The sequence below is a fragment of the Pseudorhodoplanes sp. genome (assembly GCA_032027085.1).
In the GTDB taxonomy this organism is placed as follows: Bacteria; Pseudomonadota; Alphaproteobacteria; order Rhizobiales; family Xanthobacteraceae; genus Pseudorhodoplanes.
Window position 1 is genome coordinate 3,140,910 of record JAVSMS010000001.1, and the last position, 24,401, is coordinate 3,165,310.

The 24,401-nt window shown below is 61.7% G+C and carries 23 protein-coding genes; 17 read left to right on the top strand and 6 right to left on the bottom strand.

The genetic code is table 11. The features are described from left to right. Window positions 1-90: 90 nt before the first annotated feature. Window positions 91-588, bottom strand: coding sequence for a peroxiredoxin (locus tag RO009_15170; protein ID MDT3686375.1), 498 nt, complete (start codon window positions 586-588; stop codon window positions 91-93). 167 nt (window positions 589-755) lie between these two features. Between RO009_15170 and RO009_15175 the strand changes: the two genes are divergently transcribed. Beyond that, a complete protein-coding gene (locus RO009_15175) occupies window positions 756-4,331 on the top strand; it encodes a DUF3971 domain-containing protein (protein MDT3686376.1) in 3,576 nt (1,191 codons plus the stop codon). A gap of 94 nt (window positions 4,332-4,425) precedes the next feature. On the opposite strand, the gene tyrS is transcribed toward RO009_15175, so the two are convergent. Further along, window positions 4,426-5,679: a tyrosine--tRNA ligase gene (gene tyrS / locus RO009_15180; GenBank protein MDT3686377.1), complete on the bottom strand. Its 1,254-nt coding sequence runs from the start codon at window positions 5,677-5,679 to the stop codon at window positions 4,426-4,428. 92 nt (window positions 5,680-5,771) lie between these two features. On the opposite strand from tyrS, the gene RO009_15185 reads away from it, so the two are divergent. Beyond that, window positions 5,772-6,893, top strand: coding sequence for an anhydro-N-acetylmuramic acid kinase (locus tag RO009_15185; protein MDT3686378.1), 1,122 nt, complete (start codon window positions 5,772-5,774; stop codon window positions 6,891-6,893). A gap of 104 nt (window positions 6,894-6,997) precedes the next feature. Here RO009_15185 and RO009_15190 read toward each other — a convergent pair whose 3' ends face one another. Further along, the gene (locus RO009_15190) at window positions 6,998-7,984 is read right to left on the bottom strand and encodes a M28 family peptidase (protein ID MDT3686379.1); all 987 of its coding nucleotides are present in this window, start codon (window positions 7,982-7,984) and stop codon (window positions 6,998-7,000) included. 21 nt (window positions 7,985-8,005) lie between these two features. Continuing rightward, window positions 8,006-8,662 (bottom strand): alpha/beta hydrolase, encoded by a 657-nt coding sequence (locus RO009_15195; protein MDT3686380.1) that lies wholly within the window; start codon window positions 8,660-8,662, stop codon window positions 8,006-8,008. 265 nt (window positions 8,663-8,927) lie between these two features. Between RO009_15195 and RO009_15200 the strand changes: the two genes are divergently transcribed. From RO009_15200 to RO009_15250, 11 genes are all read left to right on the top strand, one after another. Further along, window positions 8,928-10,091 carry a cysteine desulfurase family protein gene (locus tag RO009_15200; protein ID MDT3686381.1) on the top strand — a complete coding sequence of 388 codons (1,164 nt, stop codon included), beginning with the start codon at window positions 8,928-8,930 and terminating at the stop codon, window positions 10,089-10,091. 90 nt (window positions 10,092-10,181) lie between these two features. Further along, complete coding sequence (gene sufB, locus RO009_15205) at window positions 10,182-11,669, top strand: Fe-S cluster assembly protein SufB (GenBank protein ID MDT3686382.1); 1,488 nt, start codon at window positions 10,182-10,184, stop codon at window positions 11,667-11,669. 10 nt (window positions 11,670-11,679) lie between these two features. After that, a complete protein-coding gene (locus RO009_15210; GenBank protein ID MDT3686383.1) occupies window positions 11,680-12,045 on the top strand; it encodes a hypothetical protein in 366 nt (121 codons plus the stop codon). Between the two features lie 12 nt (window positions 12,046-12,057). Then, a complete protein-coding gene (gene sufC / locus RO009_15215; GenBank protein MDT3686384.1) occupies window positions 12,058-12,816 on the top strand; it encodes a Fe-S cluster assembly ATPase SufC in 759 nt (252 codons plus the stop codon). After that, window positions 12,816-14,147 carry a Fe-S cluster assembly protein SufD gene (sufD, locus tag RO009_15220; GenBank protein ID MDT3686385.1) on the top strand — a complete coding sequence of 444 codons (1,332 nt, stop codon included), beginning with the start codon at window positions 12,816-12,818 and terminating at the stop codon, window positions 14,145-14,147. The genes sufC and sufD overlap by 1 nt, the downstream gene beginning before the upstream one ends. A gap of 8 nt (window positions 14,148-14,155) precedes the next feature. Then, a complete protein-coding gene (locus tag RO009_15225; protein MDT3686386.1) occupies window positions 14,156-15,397 on the top strand; it encodes a cysteine desulfurase in 1,242 nt (413 codons plus the stop codon). Continuing rightward, window positions 15,394-15,744, top strand: a complete 351-nt coding sequence (locus RO009_15230) for an SUF system Fe-S cluster assembly protein (GenBank protein ID MDT3686387.1) — start codon at window positions 15,394-15,396, stop codon at window positions 15,742-15,744. Before RO009_15225 ends, RO009_15230 begins: the two co-directional genes overlap by 4 nt. A gap of 11 nt (window positions 15,745-15,755) precedes the next feature. After that, the gene (locus tag RO009_15235) at window positions 15,756-16,169 is read left to right on the top strand and encodes a VOC family protein (GenBank protein ID MDT3686388.1); all 414 of its coding nucleotides are present in this window, start codon (window positions 15,756-15,758) and stop codon (window positions 16,167-16,169) included. A gap of 112 nt (window positions 16,170-16,281) precedes the next feature. Then, window positions 16,282-16,665 carry an iron-sulfur cluster assembly accessory protein gene (locus tag RO009_15240; protein MDT3686389.1) on the top strand — a complete coding sequence of 128 codons (384 nt, stop codon included), beginning with the start codon at window positions 16,282-16,284 and terminating at the stop codon, window positions 16,663-16,665. 18 nt (window positions 16,666-16,683) lie between these two features. Next, window positions 16,684-17,052, top strand: a complete 369-nt coding sequence (locus tag RO009_15245) for a TfoX/Sxy family protein (GenBank protein MDT3686390.1) — start codon at window positions 16,684-16,686, stop codon at window positions 17,050-17,052. Continuing rightward, on the top strand, window positions 17,021-17,269 hold the full coding sequence (locus tag RO009_15250; protein ID MDT3686391.1) for a hypothetical protein: 249 nt from the start codon (window positions 17,021-17,023) through the stop codon (window positions 17,267-17,269). Before RO009_15245 ends, RO009_15250 begins: the two co-directional genes overlap by 32 nt. 13 nt (window positions 17,270-17,282) lie before the next feature. On the opposite strand, the gene RO009_15255 is transcribed toward RO009_15250, so the two are convergent. After that, the gene (locus tag RO009_15255; GenBank protein ID MDT3686392.1) at window positions 17,283-18,347 is read right to left on the bottom strand and encodes a diguanylate cyclase; all 1,065 of its coding nucleotides are present in this window, start codon (window positions 18,345-18,347) and stop codon (window positions 17,283-17,285) included. A 204-nt stretch (window positions 18,348-18,551) separates the two neighbouring features. Further along, window positions 18,552-19,925, bottom strand: a complete 1,374-nt coding sequence (locus tag RO009_15260) for a DEAD/DEAH box helicase (protein ID MDT3686393.1) — start codon at window positions 19,923-19,925, stop codon at window positions 18,552-18,554. A 238-nt stretch (window positions 19,926-20,163) separates the two neighbouring features. Between RO009_15260 and RO009_15265 the strand changes: the two genes are divergently transcribed. From RO009_15265 to RO009_15280, 4 genes are all read left to right on the top strand, one after another. Continuing rightward, entirely contained in the window at window positions 20,164-20,865 is a 702-nt protein-coding gene (locus tag RO009_15265) for an alpha/beta fold hydrolase (protein ID MDT3686394.1), read from the top strand. Between the two features lie 27 nt (window positions 20,866-20,892). Beyond that, window positions 20,893-22,257, top strand: coding sequence for a pyridoxal-phosphate dependent enzyme (locus RO009_15270; GenBank protein MDT3686395.1), 1,365 nt, complete (start codon window positions 20,893-20,895; stop codon window positions 22,255-22,257). Window positions 22,258-22,324: 67 nt separating this feature from the next. Then, the gene (locus RO009_15275) at window positions 22,325-23,494 is read left to right on the top strand and encodes a PLP-dependent aspartate aminotransferase family protein (GenBank protein ID MDT3686396.1); all 1,170 of its coding nucleotides are present in this window, start codon (window positions 22,325-22,327) and stop codon (window positions 23,492-23,494) included. A gap of 67 nt (window positions 23,495-23,561) precedes the next feature. Next, the gene (locus RO009_15280; GenBank protein ID MDT3686397.1) at window positions 23,562-24,398 is read left to right on the top strand and encodes a class I SAM-dependent methyltransferase; all 837 of its coding nucleotides are present in this window, start codon (window positions 23,562-23,564) and stop codon (window positions 24,396-24,398) included. Window positions 24,399-24,401 lie beyond the last annotated feature (3 nt).

A 24,401-nucleotide genomic window follows, 5' to 3' on the forward strand; every position in this document is an offset into this window, starting at 1 on the left:
ACGCCTTCCTGCCGGACCAGGCGGGCCGGACTGACCCGCCGATTTCAGCCGTCCATGGTTAATTTTCCGCAAATAGTTGCATGTTAAGCGTTATTTCAGCGCCTTCGCAGCTTCGAGAACCTCATCGGCATGCCCCGCGACCCTCACCTTGGACCAGATCCGCTCGATCTTCCTGTCGCGGCCGATCAGCAGGGTGGTGCGCTCGATCCCCATGAATTTCCGCCCGTACATCGACTTCTCGACCCAGACCCCGTAGGCCTTGAGCGTCGTGAGGGCCTCATCCGAGGCGAGGGAAATGCCCAGGCCGTGCTTGTTGCGGAAACTGTCCAGCTTTTTGACCGGGTCGGCCGATATGCCGAGGATATCGGTTCCGGCTTTCCGGAAAGCCTTGGCGAGGTCCGTAAAATCCAGTGCCTCCCGGGTGCAGCCTTCGGTGTCGGCCTTGGGGTAGAAATAGACGATCAGCTTGCGGCCCTTGAAGTCCGACAGCGAAACCTCGCCGCCGCCGGCTTCGGGCAGCGTGAATGCGGGGGCAAGCATGCCGATCTTCACGCCGGCCTTGGTGCCTTGCCTGGGAGGTGCCGGCATATGCCTTCCTTTCGTCGCTTTCAGAGGGTCAACGTAAAAATTCCATACCGCGTGGGGGCACCGGCGGGAGGGCGTCCGCGGGCGCCCATGAGATACTTTAGCCGCGCCGATTGCACCGACGAAATCGTTACGTCGAGGGTCACGGCCCAGGGGACGCCCGCACTGGCATGACCGAACTGAAGCACGGTCCACGATCTGAAGCCCTCCGCGCGCTGGAAGACACTTTCCTCCAGCATTGTTCTGCGCGAGCGAAAACGTCGGAATCGCAGGAGCAAATCCGGCAGCGCCGCGCCGCCTGGTGGCGCATCCGTGGCGGTCTGCATCGTCCGCTGGTCCGCCGCCTGCTGATTGTTGGGAGCGTGTCCATAGCGGTCGCCGGCCTTGCGGTCGGCGGGCTTTGGCTGCGTCTGATGGCAGGCCCGATCGAGATCAATCTCGCGTCTCCCTTCCTCGCCGCTGCGATCGAGGAAAATATCGGGCGCCATCACAACGTTGAGATTGGCGGCACGCAGATCGAGCGCGACGAGAACGGGCGGACGTCGTTGCGCATTCGCGACATCCTGATCCGCGACGCGGACAAGAATATCGTCGCCAGCGCACCGAAAGCCGAGGTGTCGATTTCGGGATCGGCCTTGCTGACCGGACGTGTGCGCGCCAAACGCGTCAGTCTGGTTGGCGCGGAATTGTCCGTCCGCATCGAACAGGATGGTCAGGTCACCATTTCGACGGGCGCGGAGCGGCGCCCGCTTGCCGTCACACCCGCCATCGTGAAACCGGGAACGGCCCTCGCGCCGGAATCGTCCGAGCAGCAGGCCGGGGGCACCGCTGTTCCCAACGGTGCGGAACGCTTTGTCGCTTTTGTCGGATGGGTGGACAGGCTGTCGGCGCTTGGCCTTGACGGCGACGGGCTCGGCGAGATCGGTCTCAAGGACGGCACGCTCAAGGTCGACGATCTGCGTACCGACAAGCACTGGACCTTCGACAAGATCAATTTCAGCGTGAACCGTTTTGGCGGTGGCGCGATCGCGGTTACGCTTGGGTCCGATAACGAGGAACGTCCGTGGCTGCTGACGGCTTCGGTGCGGCCGAGCGGCTTTCAGCGCCGCAACATTCAGATCGAGGCGCGCAAGGTCTCGACCAAGGATTTGTTCTTGGCGACGAGGCTCGATGAAGGCCAGTTCCAGTCCGACATTCCCCTGTCGGGCATTATCCGCGCTGAGATCGGCCCGGATTCCCTGCCGACGATTGTTGAGGGCCGTCTTGTCGCCGAGGCCGGATTGATCGGAGACCCCGCGGATGTCGACGGTTCGTTCCAGATCGACAAGGCTGAGGTTACGCTCGACTGGGACGCCAATCGCAAATCGCTGCTTGCGCCGCTGCAAATCCAGTCCGGCGCCAACCGCATTACGCTGCTGAGCCGCTTTGATGCGCCGGGACAGCCGAATGCGCCCTGGCGCATGACACTGACCGGCGGCTCTGTGGTGCTTGCGGCGAGCCACACCGATCCGCAGCCGCTCGTGCTCAACCGGATTCTGATCCGCGCCAATTGCGATTTTACGCGGCGACGTCTCGAAGTGGTGCAGGGAGACATCGGCGGTTCCGGCGTGCGGGGCGCGCTGAACGGAAGCGTCGACTTTTCCGAAGGCGAGCCGCGGCTTGCCGTCGGACTCGCTCTTACGCCGATGTCCAGCGCGGCTGCGAAAAAAGTCTGGCCGGTCTTCATCGCATCGAAAGTCCGCACCTGGGTGCTGGAAAATCTGCAAAGCGGCGAGATCGAGCGTGTGGATATCGCGACCAATGCGCCGATCGACACGTTGAAGGAGGGCGGTCCGCCCATTCCTGCCGACGGTCTTTCGGTTGAGGTGACCGTGCGCAATGCCGTGATCGCGCCGGTCGACGGATTGCCGGCGATCAGCGAGGCTGATCTGAAGACGCAGATCAAGGGCCGCAATGTGGTCGTCACGGTCAATCGCGGCGTCGTCGAAATGTCGAGCGGCCGCAAGCTCGTTCTCAGCAACGGCGTCTTCGAAATTCCCGATACCCATCCGAAATCGCCGCCGGCGCGGGTGCGGTTTCGGATAGACGGTCCGGTGCAGGCCGCGGCCGAACTGTTGTCGCTTGAGCGGTTGCGCGACCACGCCGGATTGCCGATCGATCCGGCGACCAGCAAGGGCAATGTCAGCGGTCAGGTGACGCTCGGTCTGCCGATCATGAAGGATCCGCCGAAGGGCGCGACCAGCTATGCCATGGCCTTCGACATTGCCGGCTTTGGCGCCGACAAGATGATGATGGGCCAGAAGGTCGAGGCGCAGGCGCTGAAGGTGGCCGCCACCAATCAGGGTTATCAGATCCGCGGCGACGTGCGGATCAACGGAACGCCCGCGGCGCTCGATTTTCGCAAGAATGCCGATTCTTCCGACGCCGAAATCCGCATTCAGGCCATTCTGGACGAGGCCGCGCGTGCACGTCTCGGCTTTGAAAAGGCAGTTGAGTTGAGCGGTCCGGTGCCGGTGAAGATTGCCGGCAAGTATTCCGGCGACAAGGAGATGCGCCTGTCGGTGGAGGCGGACCTCACTCAGGCGAAGATCGACAATTTGCTGCCGGGTTGGGTCAAACCTGCAGGCAAGGCCAATCGTGCGACTTTCACGCTGGTCAGCAAGGAGAAGGCTTTACGATTCGAGGATCTGGTCATCGACGGATCCGGTGCCAATGTGCGCGGCAGCATCGAGCAGGATGCATCGGGCGATCTGGTGAACGCGAATTTTCCGGTCTTTGCGTTGTCGGAGGGCGACAAGACCACAATGCGCTTAGAGCGAACATCTGAGGGGACGCTGCGGGTCGTCATGCGCGGCGAAGTTTATGACGGCCGAAACTTGGTGAAATCGGCCATGGGCAGCAGCGATGCCGAGCGGAAGCCGAAGCGCTCCGGTGACTTCGACCTCGATCTGAAGCTCGGTACTGTTATCGGATTTAACGGCGAAACCTTGCGCGGCGTCGATCTCAAGGTAACGCGCCGGGCCGGACATATTCGCAGCTTCTCGCTGAATTCCAAGATCGGTCGCGATACGCCCTTCACCGGCGATCTGCGTGGTGCGGCGGGGCGCGGCCGCAATGTCCTCTATTTCGAGACGCTGGATGCCGGCGCGCTATTCCGCTTCACCGATACCTATCCGCGCATGTTTGGAGGTCAGATGTGGGTCGCCATGGACCCGCCGACGCCTGATCATGCACCGACCGAAGGCATTCTCAATATTCGCGATTTCAAGATTCGCGGCGAGGCGGCGCTGAGCCGTGTTGTCGGGCAGGCGCAGAATACGTCCGCCGGAGTCGATTTCACGCGCATGCGCGTGGATTTTACCCGCGCGTCAGGCAAGTTGACGGTGAAAGAGGGCGTGGTGCGCGGTCCGACGGTCGGGGCGACCGTCGACGGCCATATTGACTATGCCAACAACGAAGTGCGCATGCGCGGCACCTTCGTTCCGCTCTATGGTCTCAACAACGCCTTCGGCCAATTGCCGATCGTCGGGCTGTTCCTGGGCGGCAGCAACGAAGGCCTGGTCGGCATCACCTATGAGGTGGTTGGCTCGCCCGGCACGCCGGTCTTGCGGGTCAATCCGATTTCGGCTGTCGCACCGGGGCTGTTGCGCAAATTCTTCGAATTTCCGGGCGTCAACACTCCAGCGACGACCAGCACCACCGGTTTCCGCGAGGACATGCCAGCGTCGACAAGTTCGACGCGCTGAGGCTTTAAAGTTGACGCGCGAGCACAGATAATTTTGCGCAATCTGCGCAAGCTTGATTGCTCCGCAAACCCGGTTCCGACTTTTGCTGGTCACGTTATACGGGCTTCAGCAAGGCGTGCCGCTTCTTGCCCAGCGAGAGCTTGATCACGCCCGCGGGTGTCAGATCTTTTCCCGACAGCGCCATCTTCTCGTCGACGACCGTTGCGTCGTTGACCTTCAACCCGCCGCTCTTGATCTGACGCCGCGCTTCGCTCGTGGAGGTGACGAAGCCCGCTTGTACGAAGGCCGTGAGCACGCCGATGCCGTTGTCGAGTTCGGCTTTTCCGATCGCGATGGTCGGCAGCGTTTCGGCGAGTGCGCCTTCCTCGAAGGTGCGGCGCGCCGTTTCCGCCGCCTGTTCGGCAAGCTCGCGCCCGTGCATCAAGGCCGTGGCTTCGGTCGCGAGAATTTTCTTTGCCTCGTTCAACTCCTGTCCCTTCAGCGCGCCGAGGCGGGCAATCTCGTCCAGCGGCAGCAAGGTGAACAGCTTGAGGAAGCGTTCGACGTCGCCGTCCTCGGTGTTGCGCCAGAATTGCCAGTAATCGTAAACCGGCAGCATGTCGGCGTTCAGCCACACCGCGCCGGCCGCGGTCTTGCCCATCTTGGCGCCGGAGGACGTCGTCAGCAGCGGGCAGGTCAGCGCATAGAGCTGATGCGTGCCCATGCGGCGGCCAAGATCGATGCCGTTGACGATATTGCCCCACTGATCCGAACCGCCCATCTGCAGATTGCAGCTATAGCGCCTGGCCAGTTCGACGAAGTCGTAGGACTGGAGGATCATGTAGTTGAATTCGATGAACGACAATTCCTGCTCGCGCTCGAGGCGCAGCTTCACCGAATCCATCGTCAGCATGCGGTTGATCGAAAAGTGACGGCCGACCTCGCGCAGCATCTCGATATAGTTGAGCGTCGTCAGCCATTCGGCATTGTCGGCCATCACCGCGTCACGTTTGCCGGAACCGAATTTCAGGAACTTCGAAAAAGTCGCCTTGATCGATTCCTTGTTGGCGTCGATCTGCTCATAGGTGAGGAGCTTGCGCGTCTCGTCACGGCCGGAAGGATCGCCGACCCGCGTCGTGCCGCCGCCCATGAGTGCGATCGGCTTGTTCCCGGTCTGCTGCAGCCAGTGCAGCATCATGATGGAAAGAAGGTGCCCGATATGCAGCGAAGGCGCCGTGCAGTCATACCCGACATAGGCCACGACCTCCGACCGTACCGCGAGCGCATCAAGCCCCTCGGCGTCGGAAATCTGATGGATGAAGCCGCGGCGCGACAGGATATTGAGGAAATCGGATTTGAAGGCAGTCATCGGCGTACAGGAAAAGTGTAGGGGGCCGGGCTCGCTCGCCCGGGCCTGGTGGTGTAACAGGTCCGGCGAGGGATTCAAACTGCGGGGGCAGAGTGGCACTTTTCCGGGCGATCGGGCTGATGAGCGGGACGTCGATGGACGGAATCGACGTGGCGGTGCTGGAAACGGACGGTGAGAGCCATCTGCGCTTCGGCCCCTCGGCGCTGCATTTTTACCGCGACGAAGACGAGGTGTTGCTGCGCAAGGCCATGGAGGCCGCGCGCACGCAGACCGACCGCAATGCGCGCCCCGGCATCATCGCCGACGCGGAACAGAGACTGACCTCATTGCATGCCGAGGCGGTGCGGGCATTTCTTGACACCAATGCCATTGATCCGGGAACGATCGACGTTGTCGGCTTTCACGGACAGACCGTCCTGCACAAGCCCGAGCGCAAGCTGACCATCCAGATCGGCGACGGACCGGCGCTGGCGAAACAGCTTGGGCGTCCTGTGGTGTATGATTTTCGCGCCGCCGATGTCGCCGCCGGCGGGCAGGGTGCGCCGCTGGTCCCGGTCTATCACCGCGCGCTGACCGAGGGGCTCGACCGGCCACGTCCGGTGGCGGTGCTCAATGTCGGCGGCGTCGCCAATATCACTTATATCGACGACATTCCCGATCCCTTCGCCTGCGACACCGGTCCGGGCAACGCGCTGATCAATGATTTCATGCGCGCGCGTGCCGGACATGCTTTCGATGCAGCGGGTGTGAATGCGGCCCAGGGACGCGTCGATGACGACGCCGTCGCGCGCGTTCTGGCGCATCCGTTCTTTACGCAAAAGCCGCCGAAATCGCTGGATCGCAATGAGTTCCGGAGCTTTGTCGCCAAGGAGGCCGCGCTTGCCGACAAAAGCCTTGAAGACGGCGCGGCGACCCTGACGGCGATCACAGCGGGGTCGGTTGCGGCGATCGTCGGATTGCTGCCCGAGCCGCCGAGGACCTGGATCGTGGCCGGCGGTGGCGTGCACAACATCACGCTGATCCGCATGCTGGCGGAAAGACTCGCGCCTGCAAAGGTGGAAACTGCCGACACGGTCGGGTGGAACGCCGACGCCATTGAAGCGCAGGCATTTGCCTATATGGCGGTGCGCAGATTGCGCGGTTTGCCGATTACCTTTCCGACGACGACGGGCGTTGCGAAGCCGATCTGCGGTGGCGTGCTGGTGAAGCCGTAGCGTGCGCGGGATCTGCATTCTGTCATGCCCGCGCAAGCGGGGCATCCGGTGATTGTTGACAGCCAAAAGGTGCTGGGTCGTCCGCTTCGCGACGATGACATCGTCTATTGTTGCACCAAATCCCGGATCACCCGCTCCATGCCTTTGACGACGCGCGCGAGCTTCTCGTAGTCGATCTTGTCCGGTGTGTCGGTCGGCCGGTGGTAATGCGGATAGCGGAACGGCGCGGTGTCGGTGACCATCACCGCCTGGAATCCGTATTGCGCAAAGGACCAGTGATCCGACCATGCAATGCCTGGAATAAAGCCGGGCGACACGCCGCCAATAGTCGGAAACGAGGTGTGCGAGCGGAAGGAGCGCATGGTGTCCTGCACCAGCGGGCGCGAATTCAGCATGCCGACGAAGCAGATGAAATCGCCCTTGTCGGCGAAGAATGTCCCAAAAGGTTTTGGATATTTCTGGCTGCCGGGCTGGTCGGAATAATAACCGATTGTTTCCAGCGAATACATTGCGACCACACCTTCGCCGCGCTCATGCAGCAGGCGGGCGAAATTCAGACTGCCCATCTCCGGCGTGCCGTAATACGGGCGCTCTTCGTTGACGAAGAGGACAAGGCGGATGCGCTTCGCAGCGCTGTCCTTCAGGTCATGCAGCAGGCGGGCGAGTTCCAGCACCGCGGCTGTGCCGGTCGCATTGTCATTGGCGCCCGGTGTTCCCTGCACGCTGTCGTAGTGTGCACCGATAACAATGACATCGATATCCTTCTTCGGCGCTTCCAGCACAACGTCGATATTGCGCACGTCCTTGCCGCGCGAACGAAAGACCTGACGGGTGACAGGATAGCCATAGGATTCGAGTACGCCTTCGATGTAACGCGCGGCTTTTTCGAGCTCGTCATAATGCTCGACATTGTGTTCGGCGGCCGCAACCACCTCGACATGCCGTCGCAAGCGTGCCGCAAGGTCGCGTTCCTCAGGCGTGAGCGGCGGCAGCGCGCCCTGATGCGGCGTGCCCGGAACACTCAGCATGTAGTGATAGGCGCCGTAAACGACGGCCAGGAGCAGGACAAGGGTGAGGGCGATCGTCAGCACAGATCGCCTCACCATCGCGGGTTACGCCGCCGTGGTCTTGATCTTCAGGCGCTTGTCGAGATAGCCGTTGACCGACTGCATCAGCGTTTCGATCTTGCCGTCGAAGAAGTGGTTGGCACCCGGCACGACTTTTTGCTCGATCACGATGCCTTTCTGTGTCTTCAGCTTGTCGACGAGGCCGGTGACGTCCTTGTAGGGAACCACCGCGTCCTTGTCGCCGTGGATGATCAGACCCGACGATGGACACGGCGCGAGGAACGAGAAGTCATACAGGTTCGCGGGCGGCGCGACCGAAATGAAGCCTTCGACTTCCGGACGCCGCATCAGCAATTGCATGCCGATCCAGGCGCCGAACGAGAAACCGGCAATCCAGCAGGAACGCGCTTCCGGATTGATGGTCTGGGCCCAGTCGAGCGCGGCAGCGGCGTCCGACAATTCTCCGACGCCGTGATCAAAGGTGCCCTGGCTGCGGCCGACGCCGCGGAAATTGAACCGCAGCACCGAAAAATTCCGATGCACGAAGGAGTAGTACATCTGGTAGGTGATCTGGTGATTCATCGTCCCGCCGAATTGGGGATGCGGATGCAGGATCAGCGCCAGAGGCGCGTTTTTCTGGGACGCGGGATGGTAGCGGCCTTCGATCCGTCCGGCGGGGCCTGCGAAGATAACCTCGGGCATGTCGGCTTAGTGTCCTCGACTGGCGCTGCGCGCGATGGGACGCGTGGCAGCCTCAGAGTGCGCTTGACGGCAGCGGCGAGCGCGCGTAACTATTTGGAACCATTCTAAATTATGGGAGCGGCTTCCGGCACCGGCCGCCGCAAAGGGCCGAAAGGACGCGACGAAAGGCTTTCTACCACAATTGCCGGGGCGAATTGCAAGCTTGCCGTGATTGTGTTGGTGGTAGGATCATTCTGCCGTCAGGGGAGACGGTATCGAGGTATTGATGCCTGAGCGGGCCTATCTGGACTGGAATGCCACAGCGCCCCTGCGCCCCGAGGCGCGGGTGGCCTGTATCGAGGCATTGGGTCTGATCGGAAACCCGTCGTCCGTTCATGGTGAGGGCCGTGCGGTCCGTCGGGTGATAGAGGCGGCACGCGCCAAAGTCGCGGTACTTGTCGGCACAGACCCTGCCCAGGTGATTTTCACCTCAGGCGGGACCGAAGCGAACATGCTGGCGCTGACCCCGATGATTGAGGACGGAACCAGCAAGCAGCATCGCGATCTGCTTCTGGTGTCTGCCATCGAGCATCCCTCGGTCAGCCATGGCGGCCGGTTTCCACGCCATCAGGTGGGCGAGGTACCGGTGACGGCAGCCGGCGTGATTGATCTCGACATGTTGCGGCGAATGCTGAAGCCGGGCGCATCCGCGCTGGTGTCGGTCATGCTGGCCAATAACGAGACCGGGGTTATTCAACCGATCCGTGAAGCCGCTGACATTGTGCATGAAGCCGGCGGGCTGCTGCATGTCGACGCCGTTCAGGGACCCGGTCGGATCGCTTTCGACATCAAGGCACTGGGCGCAGACCTTCTGACCCTGTCGGCCCACAAGCTGGGCGGACCCAAGGGGGCCGGGGCGCTGGTCCTGCGCGAGGGCCTGCATATCGCTGATCCGCTGATCCGGGGTGGTGGGCAGGAACGCGGCGCGCGGGCCGGAACCGAAAATGTCGCCGCCCTTGCCGGGTTCGGCGCCGCGGCCGAGGCGGCCGCGGGCTCGCTGGAGGCCGACGCCGTTCGTATGGCGGGATTGCGCGACCAGCTTGAAGCGGGGGTCAGGGCCCGGACGCCCGATGCGGTCATTTTCGGTGCCGACGCTCCAAGGCTGCCGAATACAACCCTGTTTGCCGTTGCCGGCATGAAGGCCGAGACGGCGGTCATCGCCTTTGATTTGGAAGGGGTTGCGGTGTCGTCGGGCGCCGCGTGTTCCTCGGGCAAGGTGCAGCCGTCGCATGTCCTGGCCGCCATGGGGGTCGATAAGACCCTGGCGCGCGGGGCCGTAAGGGTGAGTTTGGGGGCTTTGACCACTGAATCCCAGGTCGGGGCCTTCCTCAAAGCTTGGAATAAGTTATCGGAATCATTAGGTAAGGAGCGACGTGGAATAGCCGCTTGAACAGCCTCAAGGAGGTTCGAGAGGGAACACGACGACACACCATACCGACAGATCCAACCCGCGGTCCTTGAAACCGCGACGGAGGAGAGAATGCCGGCCGTACAAGAGACCGTCGAGCACGTTCGCCGTATCGACGTTGATCAATACAAATACGGGTTCGAAACCCTTATCGAAACCGAAAAAGCCCCCAAGGGCCTGTCCGAAGACATCGTCCGTTTCATTTCGGCAAAGAAGAACGAGCCCGAATGGATGCTCGAGTGGCGGCTTGAGGCCTATCGGCGATGGCTGACCATGCGCGAGCCCACCTGGGCGCGGGTGCGCTATCCGAAAATCGATTTCCAGGACATCTACTATTACGCCGCGCCGAAGAAGTTTAAGGCGCCGAAGTCGCTCGAAGAGGTCGATCCCGAAATCCTGCGCACCTACGAAAAGCTCGGAATTCCGCTGCGCGAGCAGGAAATCCTCGCCGGCGTGTTGCGCGAAGATGGCTCTACGCCCTCGCGCGTCGCCGTTGATGCCGTGTTCGACTCGGTCTCGGTTGCGACCACCTTCAAGGAAGAACTCAAAAAGGCTGGCGTGATCTTCATGCCGATCTCCGAGGCTCTGCGCGAGCATCCGGACCTCGTGAAGAAATATATCGGCTCCGTGGTGCCGATCACCGACAACTTCTATGCGACCCTGAATTCGGCGGTGTTCTCGGACGGCTCCTTTGTCTACGTGCCGCCGGGTGTGCGTTGCCCGATGGAGCTGTCGACCTATTTCCGCATCAACGAGAAGAACACCGGCCAGTTCGAGCGCACGCTGATCATCGCCGACAAGGGCTCGTATGTGAGTTACCTGGAAGGCTGCACCGCGCCAACTCGCGATGAGAACCAGTTGCACGCCGCAGTGGTCGAGCTCGTGGCGCTGGAAGGCGCCGAGATCAAATATTCGACGGTGCAGAACTGGTATCCGGGCGACGCCGAAGGTCGCGGCGGCGTGTTCAACTTCGTCACCAAGCGTGGCGATTGCCGGGAGAAGAACGCGAAGATTTCCTGGACTCAGGTCGAGACCGGTTCGGCAATTACCTGGAAATACCCAAGCGTTATCCTGCGCGGCGACAATTCACGCGGCGAATTCTACTCGATCGCGATTTCGAACGGCTACCAGCAGGTCGATTCCGGCACCAAGATGCTGCATCTGGGCAAGAACACGACCAGCCGCATCATCTCCAAGGGTATTTCCGCCGGCAAGTCGCAGAACACCTATCGCGGTCTCGTTTCGGCTCACCGCAAGGCATCGGGCGCGCGTAACTTTACCAATTGTGATTCTTTGTTGATTGGCAACAAATGCGGCGCCCACACGGTGCCGTATCTTGAAGCAAAGAATTCCTCGGCCGTGTTCGAACACGAAGCCACGACCTCGAAGATTTCCGAGGACATGCTGTTCTATTGCCGCCAGCGCGGGCTGTCCGCCGAAGAGGCAACGGCGCTTGTGGTCAATGGCTTCGTCAAGGACGTGCTGCAGCAATTGCCAATGGAATTTGCCGTCGAGGCGCAGAAGCTGATTTCGATCTCGCTGGAAGGCTCGGTCGGTTAGGACGATTATTATGTCGTTCAAGAAAGATCTGGAAAAGCGACAGAAGGCCGCCGAGGACGCGCTGTCCGAAGACGCGGCGGCGCAGGAGCGTCGCCTGGCCCGTATGGAGGGGCGCGCCATCGATCTGGAAAAGCATCTGAACGGCAAGCGGATCAGGTCGGTGGGCCTCGACATGACGCGGGAAGGGCCCCGCATCGTGCTCAAGCATGATCGTTATCAGATCAATATCGACACTGACGTCGAACACTATGACGTGGCGAAACTGGTGCTCCGGCAGCAGGGCGCCTTCAACCTCATGACCGCGGTGGAGAAGAAGCGGGTGGCGAGCCTGGATGAAGTCGATCAGGCGATCCTCGCAATTCTCGAATCGCAGTGACCAGGAGTGGCTATGTCTTTGCTTGAAGTGAAAAATCTGCATGTCGAAATCGACGGCAAGAAGATCCTCAACGGCCTCGATCTGACGATCGAGAAGGGCAAGGTGCATGCGATCATGGGCCCGAACGGGTCCGGCAAGTCGACGCTCGCCTATGTGCTCGCCGGCAAGGAAGACTATGATGTCACCGAGGGTGACATTCTCTACAACGGCGAGAGCGTCCTTGCGATGGAGCCGGACGAGCGCGCGGCGAAGGGCATTTTCCTCGCCTTCCAATATCCCATCGAGATCCCTGGCGTCGCCACCATGACCTTTCTGCGTACCGCGCTGAACGCGCAGCGCAAGGCGCGCGGCGAGGACGAATTGTCGACGCCGGAATTCCTCAAGCTGGTGCGCGAGAAATCGGGTGAACTTGGCATCAGCCAGGAGATGCTCAAGCGCGCAGTCAATGTCGGATTTTCCGGCGGCGAGAAGAAGCGCAACGAGGTCCTGCAGATGGCGATGCTGCAGCCGAAGCTCGCCGTGCTGGACGAGACCGATTCCGGCCTCGACATCGACGCGCTCAAGATCGTGGCCGATGGCGTCAACCGCCTGCGTTCGCCCGATCGCGGCTTCGTCGTGATCACGCACTATCAACGTCTGCTCGATTACATCGTGCCGGACGTTGTGCACGTCTTGTCGAAGGGCCGGATCGTGAAGACGGGCGGCAAGGACCTGGCGCTTGAGCTCGAAGCCTCCGGCTACTCGCAGTTTCAGCAGGAAGAGGCGGCCTGATGAACGCCGAGATCCGCCAGATCAAGACCGCGGCCGAGCAGGGGCTTGCCGACGCGTTCTCCCGCGTCAGGGCCTCGCTGCCCGGCGCCGGCGCTGTTGCCGCCCTGCGTGAGAAGGCGTTTTCGGACTTCGAGGCGCGCGGCCTGCCTCACCGGCGCGTGGAGGAGTGGAAATATACCGACCTGCGCGCGCTGATGCGCGACGCCAAGCCCTTGGCCGCACCGCCTGACGCGCAGGCCAAAGAGCGCGCAAAACAGGTCGATACTTTGGTTGGCGATATCGATCGCCGCCGCATCGTCTTCGTTGACGGCGTTTTTGCGCCGGACCTGTCCGATTTCTCCGATCTCGAAAGCGGCCTCAGCATCCGTCCGATGGCGGAAGCGCTGGCGCAGGGCGATCCGCTAGTGACGGCTCATCTCGGCAAGGTCGCTGCCAATAACGACGTGGCCGTGGCGCTCAACACCGCCTTCATGGGCGACGGCGCGGTGATCCGCATCGCCGAAGGGATCGTGGTCGAACATCCAATCCATCTTGTGTTCATCACTGCGGGCGAAAAGCCTGCGGCCGCATTCATGCGTTCCCTGGTCGTGGTGGAGCGCGGCGCGCGCGCCATGCTGATGGAAAGCTATGTCGGACCGGCCGCTCCGGACTATCAGATCAATTCCGCGCTGGAACTTGTCATCGCCGACAACGCCCATGTCGATCTCATCAAGCTGATCGGCGAGGGCGCAAATGCCCTGCATATTTCCAGTCTGATGGCCTCGGTCGGTGCGCACGCCCGTTTCAACGATTTCACCTTCACGACGGGCGGCCTGACGGTCCGCAATCAGCTCTTCGTGCAGTTCAACGGCGAGGAGGCCATTGCGCGCGTTCACGGCGCCAATCTGCTCAAGGGCCGTCAGCACGCCGATACGACGCTGGTGGCGACGCACGCCGTCGGCCATTGCCAGAGCCGCGAAATATTCAAGTCCGTGCTGGATGACGAAAGCCGCGGCGTCTTCCAGGGCAAGATCATCGTGCAGCCGCACGCGCAGAAGACCGACGCCAAGATGCTGGCCAATGCGCTGCTCCTGTCGGAGGCCGCCGAGGCGGATGCCAAGCCGGAGTTGGAAATCTTTGCCGACGATGTGGTCTGCGGCCATGGTGCGACCGCCGGTGCACTGGATGAGGACCTGCTGTTCTATCTTCGCGCCCGCGGCATCCCGCCCAAGGAAGCGGAAGCGCTGTTGATCCAGGCCTTTATCGGCGATGCCGTCGAAGGAATCGAGCATGCCGGTCTGCGCGAAGTGCTGATGGAGAGTGTCGTCGCGTGGCTGGCCGCGCGCGGCTAGCGGAACAGATGAACAGGCCCGTGACCATAGACGCCTATGATGTTGCCCGCATCCGGGAGGATTTCCCGGCGCTGGCGCTGCAGGTTTATGGCAAGAAGCTGGTCTATCTCGACAACGCGGCCTCTGCGCAAAAGCCGAAAGCGGTGCTCGACCGCATCCAGCATGCCTATACGCATGAATACGCCAACGTGCATCGCGGCCTGCACTATCTCGCCAATGCCGCGACCGAGGCCTATGAGGGCGCGCGCGGCAAGGTAGCCAAATTCATCAACGCGCCGCGCAAGGAAGATGTGATCTTCACGCGCAATGCGACGGAAGCAATCAATCTGGTTGCCTATACATTTGGGCGCGAGCGCCTGAAGGACGGCGACGAGATCGTGCTCTCGATCATGGAGCACCATTCCAACATCGTGCCCTGGCATTTCCTGCGCGAGCGGCAGGGCGCGGTCATCAAATGGGCGCCGGTCGATGACGATGGCAATTTCCTGATCGACGAGTTCAAAAAACTGCTGACGCCGCGCACGAAGATGGTCGCGATCACGCAAATGTCGAATGCACTTGGCACCATCGTGCCGGTGAAAGAGGTGGTCAAGATCGCCAAGGCGCACGGCATTCCGGTGCTGGTCGATGGCAGCCAGGCGGCGGTGCATCTCGACGTGGACGTGCAGGACATCGGCTGCGATTTCTACGTCTTAACCGGCCACAAGATCTATGGCCCGTCCGGCATTGGTGTGCTCTGGGGGAAGGAAGAGCATCTGCGCACGATGCCGCCATTCAACGGCGGCGGCGAGATGATTCGCGAGGTGTTCGAGGATCGGGTCACCTATGGCGATCCTCCCCACAAATTCGAGGCCGGAACGCCTCCGATCGTACAGGCGATCGGTCTCGGCGCCGCGATCGACTATGTGAACAACATCGGCAAGAGCCGCATCCGGGCACACGAAGACGCTCTGGTGCGCTACGCGCATGAGCGGCTGCGCGAGATCAATTCGATCAAGATCATCGGCACCGCAAAAGAGAAGGGCGCCATCGTGTCCTTTGAGCTGAAGGGTGCGCACCCACACGATGTCGCAACCATCATCGATCGGTCCGGTGTCGCCGTGCGCGCCGGCACCCACTGCGTGATGCCGCTGCTCGCGCGGTTTGGCGTCACTGCCACTTGCCGCGCGTCCTTCGCGCTCTACAACACCAAGGATGAGGTCGATGCGCTGGCGCAGGCTCTCATCAAGGCACAGGATATTTTTGCATGACCGAGAATCCCGCGGCCGAAGCGGCCCTTTCGGAAGAAGAACTGTCACGCCTGACCGACGGCATCGTCTCGGCGCTGAAGACCGTCTACGATCCGGAAATCCCGGCCGACATTTATGAGCTTGGACTCATCTATAAGGTCGACATCAAGAACGACCGCTCGGTCAATGTCGACATGACGCTGACCACGCCGAATTGCCCCTCGGCGGCGGAGCTGCCGCTGATGGTCGAGAACGCGGTGGCAAGCGTCCCCGGCGTCGGCCCGGTGAAGGTTGAGGTGGTGTGGGACCCGCCGTGGGATCCGAGCCGCATGTCGGACGAGGCGAGGGTTGTTCTGAACATGTGGTGAGAAGGCCGGCGATGCCGAAGCTTGATCGCGTGCTTGAGACCGCCCTTTATGTCGATGACCTTGAGCGGGCGGCGAATTTCTACGAACAGGTTTTGGATCTGCCGCTTCTGACCTCGGACGCGCGTTTTCGCGCTTATGACGTGGGCGGCAACAACGTGCTGCTGTTGTTCGCGCGCGGCGCCACCCTCGAAACGGTGCATCTGCCGGGCGGCACGATCCCGCCGCATGATGGTCACGGACCGTTGCACGTGGCTTTTGCGATAGCGGCTGAGGTGCTTCCGAGGTGGGAAGAGCGGCTCGAATCGCAGAATATCGAGATCGAGGGCCGGACCGAATGGCCGCGCGGCGGGCGCAGCATCTATTTTCGCGATCCGGATGGGCATTTGCTGGAACTGGCGACGCCCGGCCTCTGGACGACGTACTGAAAAGCGCATGGCTGGAGTGAATCGTTGGGCTTCACAGCAGGAAATTCGTTGTTATTTTAATGCTATAAAATCTGTTGCCGGACCTTGAATCCGGCGAGAGGAGAATACGGGAATGGCAACTGGGCGGCCAAGACCTCAGGCGATGCGGCTGACTGATGCCGCGGCCGAGCGGATCAAGGATATCATGGCCAAGGCTGACAAGCCTTTCGTGGGCGTGCGGGTCGGTGTGAAGAATGGCGGCTGCGCCGGCATGGCCTACACCCTGGAATATGCCGAGACCGCCAATCCCACCGACGAGGTGGTCGAGGACAAGGGCGTCCGCATTCTGATCGATCCCAAGGCGGTGCTGTTCCTGCTCGGCACCGAGATGGACTACAAGATCGACAAGATGTCCGCGCAGTTCGTGTTCAACAATCCGAATCAGACCTCGGCCTGCGGCTGCGGTGAGTCCGTGCAGCTGACACCGGTTGAGGAGGATCGCGCTGGCGTATATTAGGCCGGCGCTGGCCCAACCGTGGACGGCGAGTTCATCCGCGACATCTTCTCCGCCTTTGGGCCGGTTTCCGTGCGCCGCATGTTTGGCGGCGCGGGCATTTTTGTCGACGATCTCATGTTCGCGCTGATCGCGGACGAGATGATCTATCTGAAGGTTGACGCGGAGAATGCCCGCGACTTCGAGCGGGAAGACCTGCCCCCCTTCACCTATGCCGCGAGGAACAGACGCGTGGAGCTGTCCTATCGCCGCATGCCGGACCGCTTGTATGACGATCGGGAGGAATTGAGGCGTTGGGCGCAGGCATCCCTTGCGGCGGCGCGCCGCGCTCAGGCGACGTCGTCAGGCCGTCGAGCGCGTGCAAAAGCGCGCACCAGAACGCGCCGCTGAATGTGATGGCGAGCCATCTCGCGCTCGAAATCGAATTGCCGCGCCTCGCGCCCACCGCCGAATCGACCGCTATGCGGCCAATCTGATCTGGAAGCCGGTCGAGAATTTGCAGACCGGCGGCGAACTGGGATGGGTGGATTTCGCGCTGCGGACGAACGGCGCCGCAGGCTTCGGATCCGCCCTGGTTAGCTATCTGTTTGCGACCTGGACCTTCTGATCCGGGCTTTGAACTAAGCCACCTGCATGGCGACCGGGGCGAGGAGTTCCGGATCGGTTTCGCAGATCACCCGGTTGCGGCCGTTGCGCTTGGCGGCATAGAGACAGGCATCGGCGCGACTGAGCAAGGACTGCGCCGTGTCACCAGGTCGCGAGACCGCAACTCCGATGGAGATGGTCACGCGGCCAAGGTGCTCGCCGGTCGAGCGTTTCATCAGTTCCTTGCTCATGACCGCGCGGCGGATATGGTCCGCCACCGTCACGCCGGCGCGCAGGGTGGTGTTCGGCAGGATCACTGCAAATTCCTCGCCGCCGTAGCGCGCAGCGATATCCTGGCCCTGCACATTCTGCTTCACCGACAAGGCGACAAGGCGCAGCACCTGGTCGCCGGTCAGATGGCCGAAGGTGTCGTTGAAGGTCTTGAAATGGTCGATGTCGGTCATCAGCAGCGACAGCGTCTCGTTCTGCGCGTTCGCTTCCGCGATGGCATTCGCCAAGGCCTGATCGAAGAATTTTCGGTTCGACAGCGATGTCAGCGGGTCGGTCAGGCTCTCGGTGCGAACGACTTCGAGATTTTCCTGAAGCTGGTTGATCTGCTGCTTCGAGGCGGTCAGCCGCGCTTCCAGCTTGCTGTTGGCAAGCTCCATGTCCTTGGCCGTCTGCACCAGTCCCTCGACGATCGCGCGCAATCCGTCGCGATCGGCCGATCCCAGTTGCTGGCTGACGCCGGCGAGGTTTGCGGAATACGTCGTCGCGTTGCCGACGGCGCTGTCCACCATCGACATGACCTGTTCGATCTCGTCCATGACGCGCGAACTGACCTTGTCGATGCGCTCGGTAAGACGGGTGGGCGAGAGGTAGGTGTTGTAGACCTCCTCGATGTCGCGCTCCGAGAGCGTGCCGTTGCGCGCCAATGTCTCGTTGATCAGTTCGTTCAGCGAGGGATTGTAGCCGGTCGCGTAATTGTACCAGACTTCGTAATTGCGAGGCGTGGCCGGCTGGCGCAAGGCTTTGATCTGACCCAAAGCGATTTCGGCAAACGCCATTGTGCGTTCGTGATCGTCGCCTTGTGTGGTCATTCAGCGCCCCCCCGAATGCTCTACCAAAATCAAAGCGCCGCCCCGGGTGGCTCCGCGTGGCAGCCCTCATTTTGCATGGCGCGGACGGTATTTTGCAGGGATGAAGGCGGAGTAAACGCGGTCGCAGAGTGAGGTGTTAAGATCTGGAAAATATTGGGCAACCAAATGTCCGGTTCATTGCGCAATATCAAAATTCGCCGCCTGTCAGGCTTTCAAACGCACCACCGGACGCAGCAGAAACGCCGGCAAATGCGACATATCGGCCTCTGCGCTGTCATTCGCAGCCGGCTTGTTGCGGCGTGCATCGCTGATCTGCGCGACCGGTGCCTGCTTTTGCGATCTGCCTTTGCGTGTTTCCTGGCGCGTCTCGTCTTGGTTTTCCTGTCGCGATCCGTTGCGGTGACGCGCACGAGACTTGCGCGGGCGGCTGTCGCCCTCTGCTTCGCTCGGCGAGGGCATGTCGCCGGTCCAGGCGATGCTCTGGCCAATCAGCTTCTCAATCGCCGCCAGCGACTTCGTGTCGGCCGGGGCGACGATGGTGATTGCGACGCCGCTCTTGCCGGCGCGACCAGTGCGGCCGATGCGGTGGACATAATCGTCGGCGTGGTGAGGCACGTCGAAATTGAAGACGTGGCTCACATCCGGAATATCGAGGCCGCGCGCGGCAACGTCGGAGGCGACCAGCAGCTTCGCTTCGCCCTGGCGGAATTTGTCGAGCGCCGCCATGCGTGCGGACTGCTCCATGTCGCCGTGCAGACAGACGGCGTTGAAGCCGTGCTTGACTAGCGAACGGTGCAACTGCGCGACCTCGCGCTTGCGGTTGCAGAAGATGATGGCGTTCTTGAAGGGATCTTGCGCGCGGATCAGGCGGCGCAGGGTCTCACGCTTCTCGTGCGGTTCGCGCCCGGTCTTCACCAGCTGCTGGGTGATGGTGGTGGCTGCCGTCGCCGGACGCGACACCTCGACCTTCACCGGCGTGTGCAGGAATTGCTCGGTGATGCGCTGGATTTCCGGCGGCATCGTCGCAGTGAAGAACAGCGTCTGGCGGGTGAACGGCACCAATTTGCAGATGCGTTCGATATCGGGAATGAAGCCCATGTCGAGCATGCGGTCGGCTTCATCGATGACCAGCAATTCAACGCCGGTGAGCAACAGACGTCCGCGTTCGAAGTGATCGAGCAGGCGGCCCGGCGTGGCGATCAGCACATCAACGCCGCGCGTCAGCTTGGAATCCTGATCGTCGAAGGATACGCCGCCGATCAGCAAGGCGACGTTCAGCTTCTGGCCGGCGCCGTATTTCTCGAAATTTTCCTGCACCTGCGCGGCGAGTTCGCGCGTTGGCTCAAGAATCAGCGTGCGCGGCATGCGCGCCCGCGCGCGGCCGCTCTCCAGCATGGTGATCATCGGCAGCGTGAACGCCGCGGTCTTGCCGGTGCCGGTCTGGGCGATGCCGAGTACATCACGCCGCGCCAGAACGTGCGGAATGGCCTGGCTCTGAATGGGTGTGGGTGTCGTATAACCGGCCGCTTGGACAGCGGATAAAACCTTGTCGGACAAGCCGAGTTGAGAGAAGGACATAAAACCTCTAAGCGGTGCCGCCCGGTCTATAGCCGCGCCGGATGAAGGAACGACGACGTTGTCATGCGCGAGGAGGCGGCGACCGAATCCTGTCTGTCGGTCCGTGCCGGGAAGATAGGGCCGGGCGGCCGAAAGTCAATCCTTTCGCAGTGCAGCAAGTTAATAAATAGCTTAACTTTTTCGCGGCCGACGCGGCTTTTCACGAGCTGTGACGCCGGTTGGGGTAGCGGAGGACATGATGCCTGAAGCCTTGCCGATTCTGCTGGTGCCCGGCCTGAATTGCTCGCCACGGCTTTACGCCGCGCAGATGCCGGCCCTTTGGGCCTTCGGGCCGGTCACGGTCGCCGACCACCGCCGCGATGAGACGATGGAGGCCATTGCCGGCCGCATCCTCCGCGACGCGCCGCCGCGTTTCGCCTTGGCCGGGCTGTCCATGGGCGGCTATGTCGCCATGGCGATCCAGCGGACGGCGCCGGAGCGGGTGGCGAAGCTGGCTTTGCTCGATACCGGACCGCGCGCCGACACGCCCCAGCAGACCGAGAACCGCAAGCGTCAGATCGATATCGCCGCGCACGACCGGTTCGCTGAAATTCCCGGCCTGCAATGGCCGATGCTGGTGCACAAGAACCGCCAGCATGACGAGGCGCTGAAGGGGGTCGTGGTTCAGATGGCGGAGGAGACCGGCGCCGATGCCTTCGTGCGCCAGCAGCGCGCCATTATGGCGCGCCCAGATTCGCGTCCGGGCCTGTCGAAGATCGCGTGCCCGACGCTCATTCTCGTGGGCGACGGAGATCAATTAACTCCGCCGGAGCTGTCCGAGGAAATGAACGCACTTATTCCAGGCAGCCGCCTTGTGAAGGTGCCTGATTGCGGGCATCTGTCGACGCTGGAGCGGCCGGACGTCGTGACGCGCGCCCTGGTCAATTGGATGCAGAGCTAGACCGAGAGTTGCAAGTTAGCCAACAGAATGACCTCCATTCTCGATCTCATCGGCGCCACGCCGCTTGTCGAAGTTACTCGCCTCGACACCGGTCCATGCCGCCTGTTTCTCAAGCTCGAAAGCCAGAATCCGTCCGGCTCGATCAAGGACCGGCCGGCGCGCGCCATGATCGAGGCAGCGGAAGCTGACGGGCGTCTGCGGCCAGGCGGCATGATCGTTGAAGCGACCGCCGGCAATACCGGACTTGGTCTCGCCTTCGTCGGTGCGCAGAAGGGCTATCGCACGGTTCTTGTCGTGCCCGACAAGATGTCGCGCGAAAAGATTTTGCACGCGCGCGCGATGGGTGCCGAGGTCATTCTCACCCGCTCTGATGTCGGCAAGGGTCACCCGGATTATTATCAGGATCTCGCCGCCGACATCACGCAGCGCACGAAAGGCGCGATCTACATCAACCAGTTCGCAAATGCAGCCAATCCGCGGGCGCATGAAACAACGACGGCGCCTGAACTGCTGAAGCAGATGGACAACGACATCGACGCGATTGTCGTTGGTGTCGGTTCCGGTGGCACGCTGACGGGCCTCGGTCGCTTCATGAAGCAGCATTCGCCAAAAACCAAAATGATCCTGGCCGATCCGGTCGGCTCGGTGCTGGCGCCACTCGTCAAGACAGGACAGATGACCGAGGCCGGAAGCTGGGCGGTGGAGGGGATCGGCGAGGATTTCGTGCCGCCGAACTGCGATCTGTCGCTGGTCAAAGACGCCCATTCAATTCCCGACCCGGAGAGCTTCGCCGCTGCGCGCGAGCTCTTGCGCATGGAAGGGGTTTTCGGCGGCTCCTCGTCGGGCACGTTGCTGGCCGCGGCGTTGCGCTATTGCCGGGCCCAGACCACGCCAAAACGCGTTGTCACTTTCGTCTGCGATTCCGGCGCCAAATATCTCTCAAAAGTATTCAATGAGACCTATCTGGCGCAGGAAGGCTTTATCGGTGCCGAGCGCACCGGCAAGGTGCGCGATCTTGTCGTTGCCCCGCGAAGCCGCGGCGGGGCTGTGGAAGTGCGGCCGCAGGACAATTTGCGCACGGTGTTTGCGCGCATGCGCGCAGCCGACGTGTCGCAGATGCCGGTCATGGACGGCGACAGTATTGTCGGCCTGGTCGATGAAAGCGATCTTCTGGGGGCATTGCTGACCTTGGGCGAGAGCCAGGCGTTCGACCGCCCGGTCAGCGAGGTGATGGTGACGCGGCTGGAAACAATCGCCGCCGATGCGGCGATCCGCGATCTCGTGCCTTTGTTCAAGAAGGATTTCGTCGCCATCGTGATGGATGACGGCCGCTTTCTCGGTCTCGTCACCCGCATCGATCTCATCAATCATTTCCGGATAGCGATGCAATGAGTTCGAAGACATTTCATTTTCGTCATGGCTGGACCCGGGTGCGGGGCATGACGCAGAGGGAGCATCCATGACCAAACCCAATCGTCCCGGGTTTTCCACGCGCTGCATTCATGCGGGACAGGAACCCGATCCGACCACCGGCGCGGTGATGATGCCGATCTATGCGACCTCCACCTTTGTGCAACAGAGCCCGGGCGTGCACAAAGGGTACGAATATGCGCGCTCTCAAAATCCGACGCGCATGGCCTTCGAGCGTTGCGTGGCTGATCTTGAAAGCGGCAGCAAGGGGTTTGCCTTCGCGTCGGGCCTCGCGGCGATCTCGACGATTTTGGAATGTCTCGATCAGGGCACGCATGTCGTCGCGACCGACGATATCTATGGCGGCACGCGCCGTCTGTTCACGCGCGTACGAAACCGTTCGGCGGGCCTGCAGGTCAGCTACACCGACCTCAGCGATCTTTCGGCGATCGAAAAGGCGATCCGCCCCGACACCAGGATGATCTGGGTGGAGACGCCGACCAATCCGCTGCTCAAGCTCGCGGACCTTCGTGCCATTGCCGAGCTGGCCCGCAAGCGCAACATCATCACCGTCGCCGACAACACCTTTGCGAGTCCTTATCTGCAGCGGCCGCTGGAATTCGGCTTCGACATCGTGGTGCATTCCACGACCAAATATCTCAATGGCCATTCCGACATGGTCGGCGGCATCGCGGTGGCGGGCGAGAATGCCGAACTGCGCGAACGTCTTGGCTTCTTGCAGAATGCGGTCGGCGCGATTCAGGGGCCGTTCGATTCCTTCCTGGCCTTGCGCGGCGTCAAGACACTGGCGCTGCGCATGGAGCGGCAATCTGCGTCGGCGCTGAAGATCGCCGAGTGGCTCGAAAAGCACCCCAAGGTCGGCAAGGTTATCTATCCCGGCCTGCCGAGCCATCCCCAGCACACACTGGCCAAATCGCAGATGCGCGCCTTCGGCGGAATGATCACGGCGGAATTGAAGACGGACCTTCCCGGCGCGCGCGCCTTTCTGGAGCGCTGCGAAGTGTTCGCTTTGGCCGAAAGTCTGGGCGCGGTCGAAAGCCTGATCGAGCATCCCGGCATCATGACGCATGGCTCGGTGCCGCCTGACGTGCGGGCGGAACTGGGCATCACCGACGGCCTGATCCGCCTCTCGGTCGGGATCGAGGATGTTGAGGACCTGATCATCGACCTCCAGAATGCCTTCGCAGCCCTGAAATAGTCGGCATTCTCCGGTGTTTATGACAATCCGGGTGCCATCCGCGTCAGATCCTTTTGGGAGAAAAAGTATGCAGTCGTCTCTTCCCCGCGCGCTCGCCATTTCCTCTCTTGCGCTTGTATTCTCTGTGCAAGTCACGCTGTCCGGTGCGCTGGCGCAATCGGCGTCCAAGGAGTTCAAGCCAGAAGTCGGCCAGGCCGGCAAGGATGTGATCTGGGTGCCGACCGCCCAGGCTTTGGTCGACAAGATGCTGGACATGGCCAAGGTGACCCCGGCCGATTCCGTGATCGATCTTGGCTCCGGCGACGGCCGCACCGTCATCACGGCGGCGAAGCGCGGCGCCACCGCCATGGGCATTGAATACAATCCCGACATGGTCGCGCTGTCGAAGGCCAACGCCGAAAAAGAGGGTGTCGGCGGCAAGGCGACGTTCGTCCAGGGCGATATTTTCCAGACCGATTTTTCCAAGGCGACGGTCCTCACCATGTTTCTGTTGTCAACGCTCAATCTCAAGCTGCGTCCGACCATCCTCAACATGAAGCCCGGCACCCGCGTTGTTTCGAATACCTTCGACATGGGCGACTGGACGCCGGACGAGACGGTGACGATCACTGAGAATTGCACTTCGCATTGCCGTGCGCATTTCTGGCTGGTGCCGGCGAAAGTGGAGGGCACCTGGAAAGTGGGCGAGGGCGAACTAGTTCTGAAACAGGAATTTCAGATGCTCTCGGGCACGCTGAAGAACGGCAATGTCTCGGCGATCGTGATCAACGGCAAGATGGCAGGCGACCAGATCACCTTCACGGCCGGCAACACGCAATATACCGGCAAGGTGAGCGGCAATATGATCGAAGGGACCGCGAAGACCGGCGACAAGGAAACGAAATGGCAGGCGACGCGCTCCTGACGC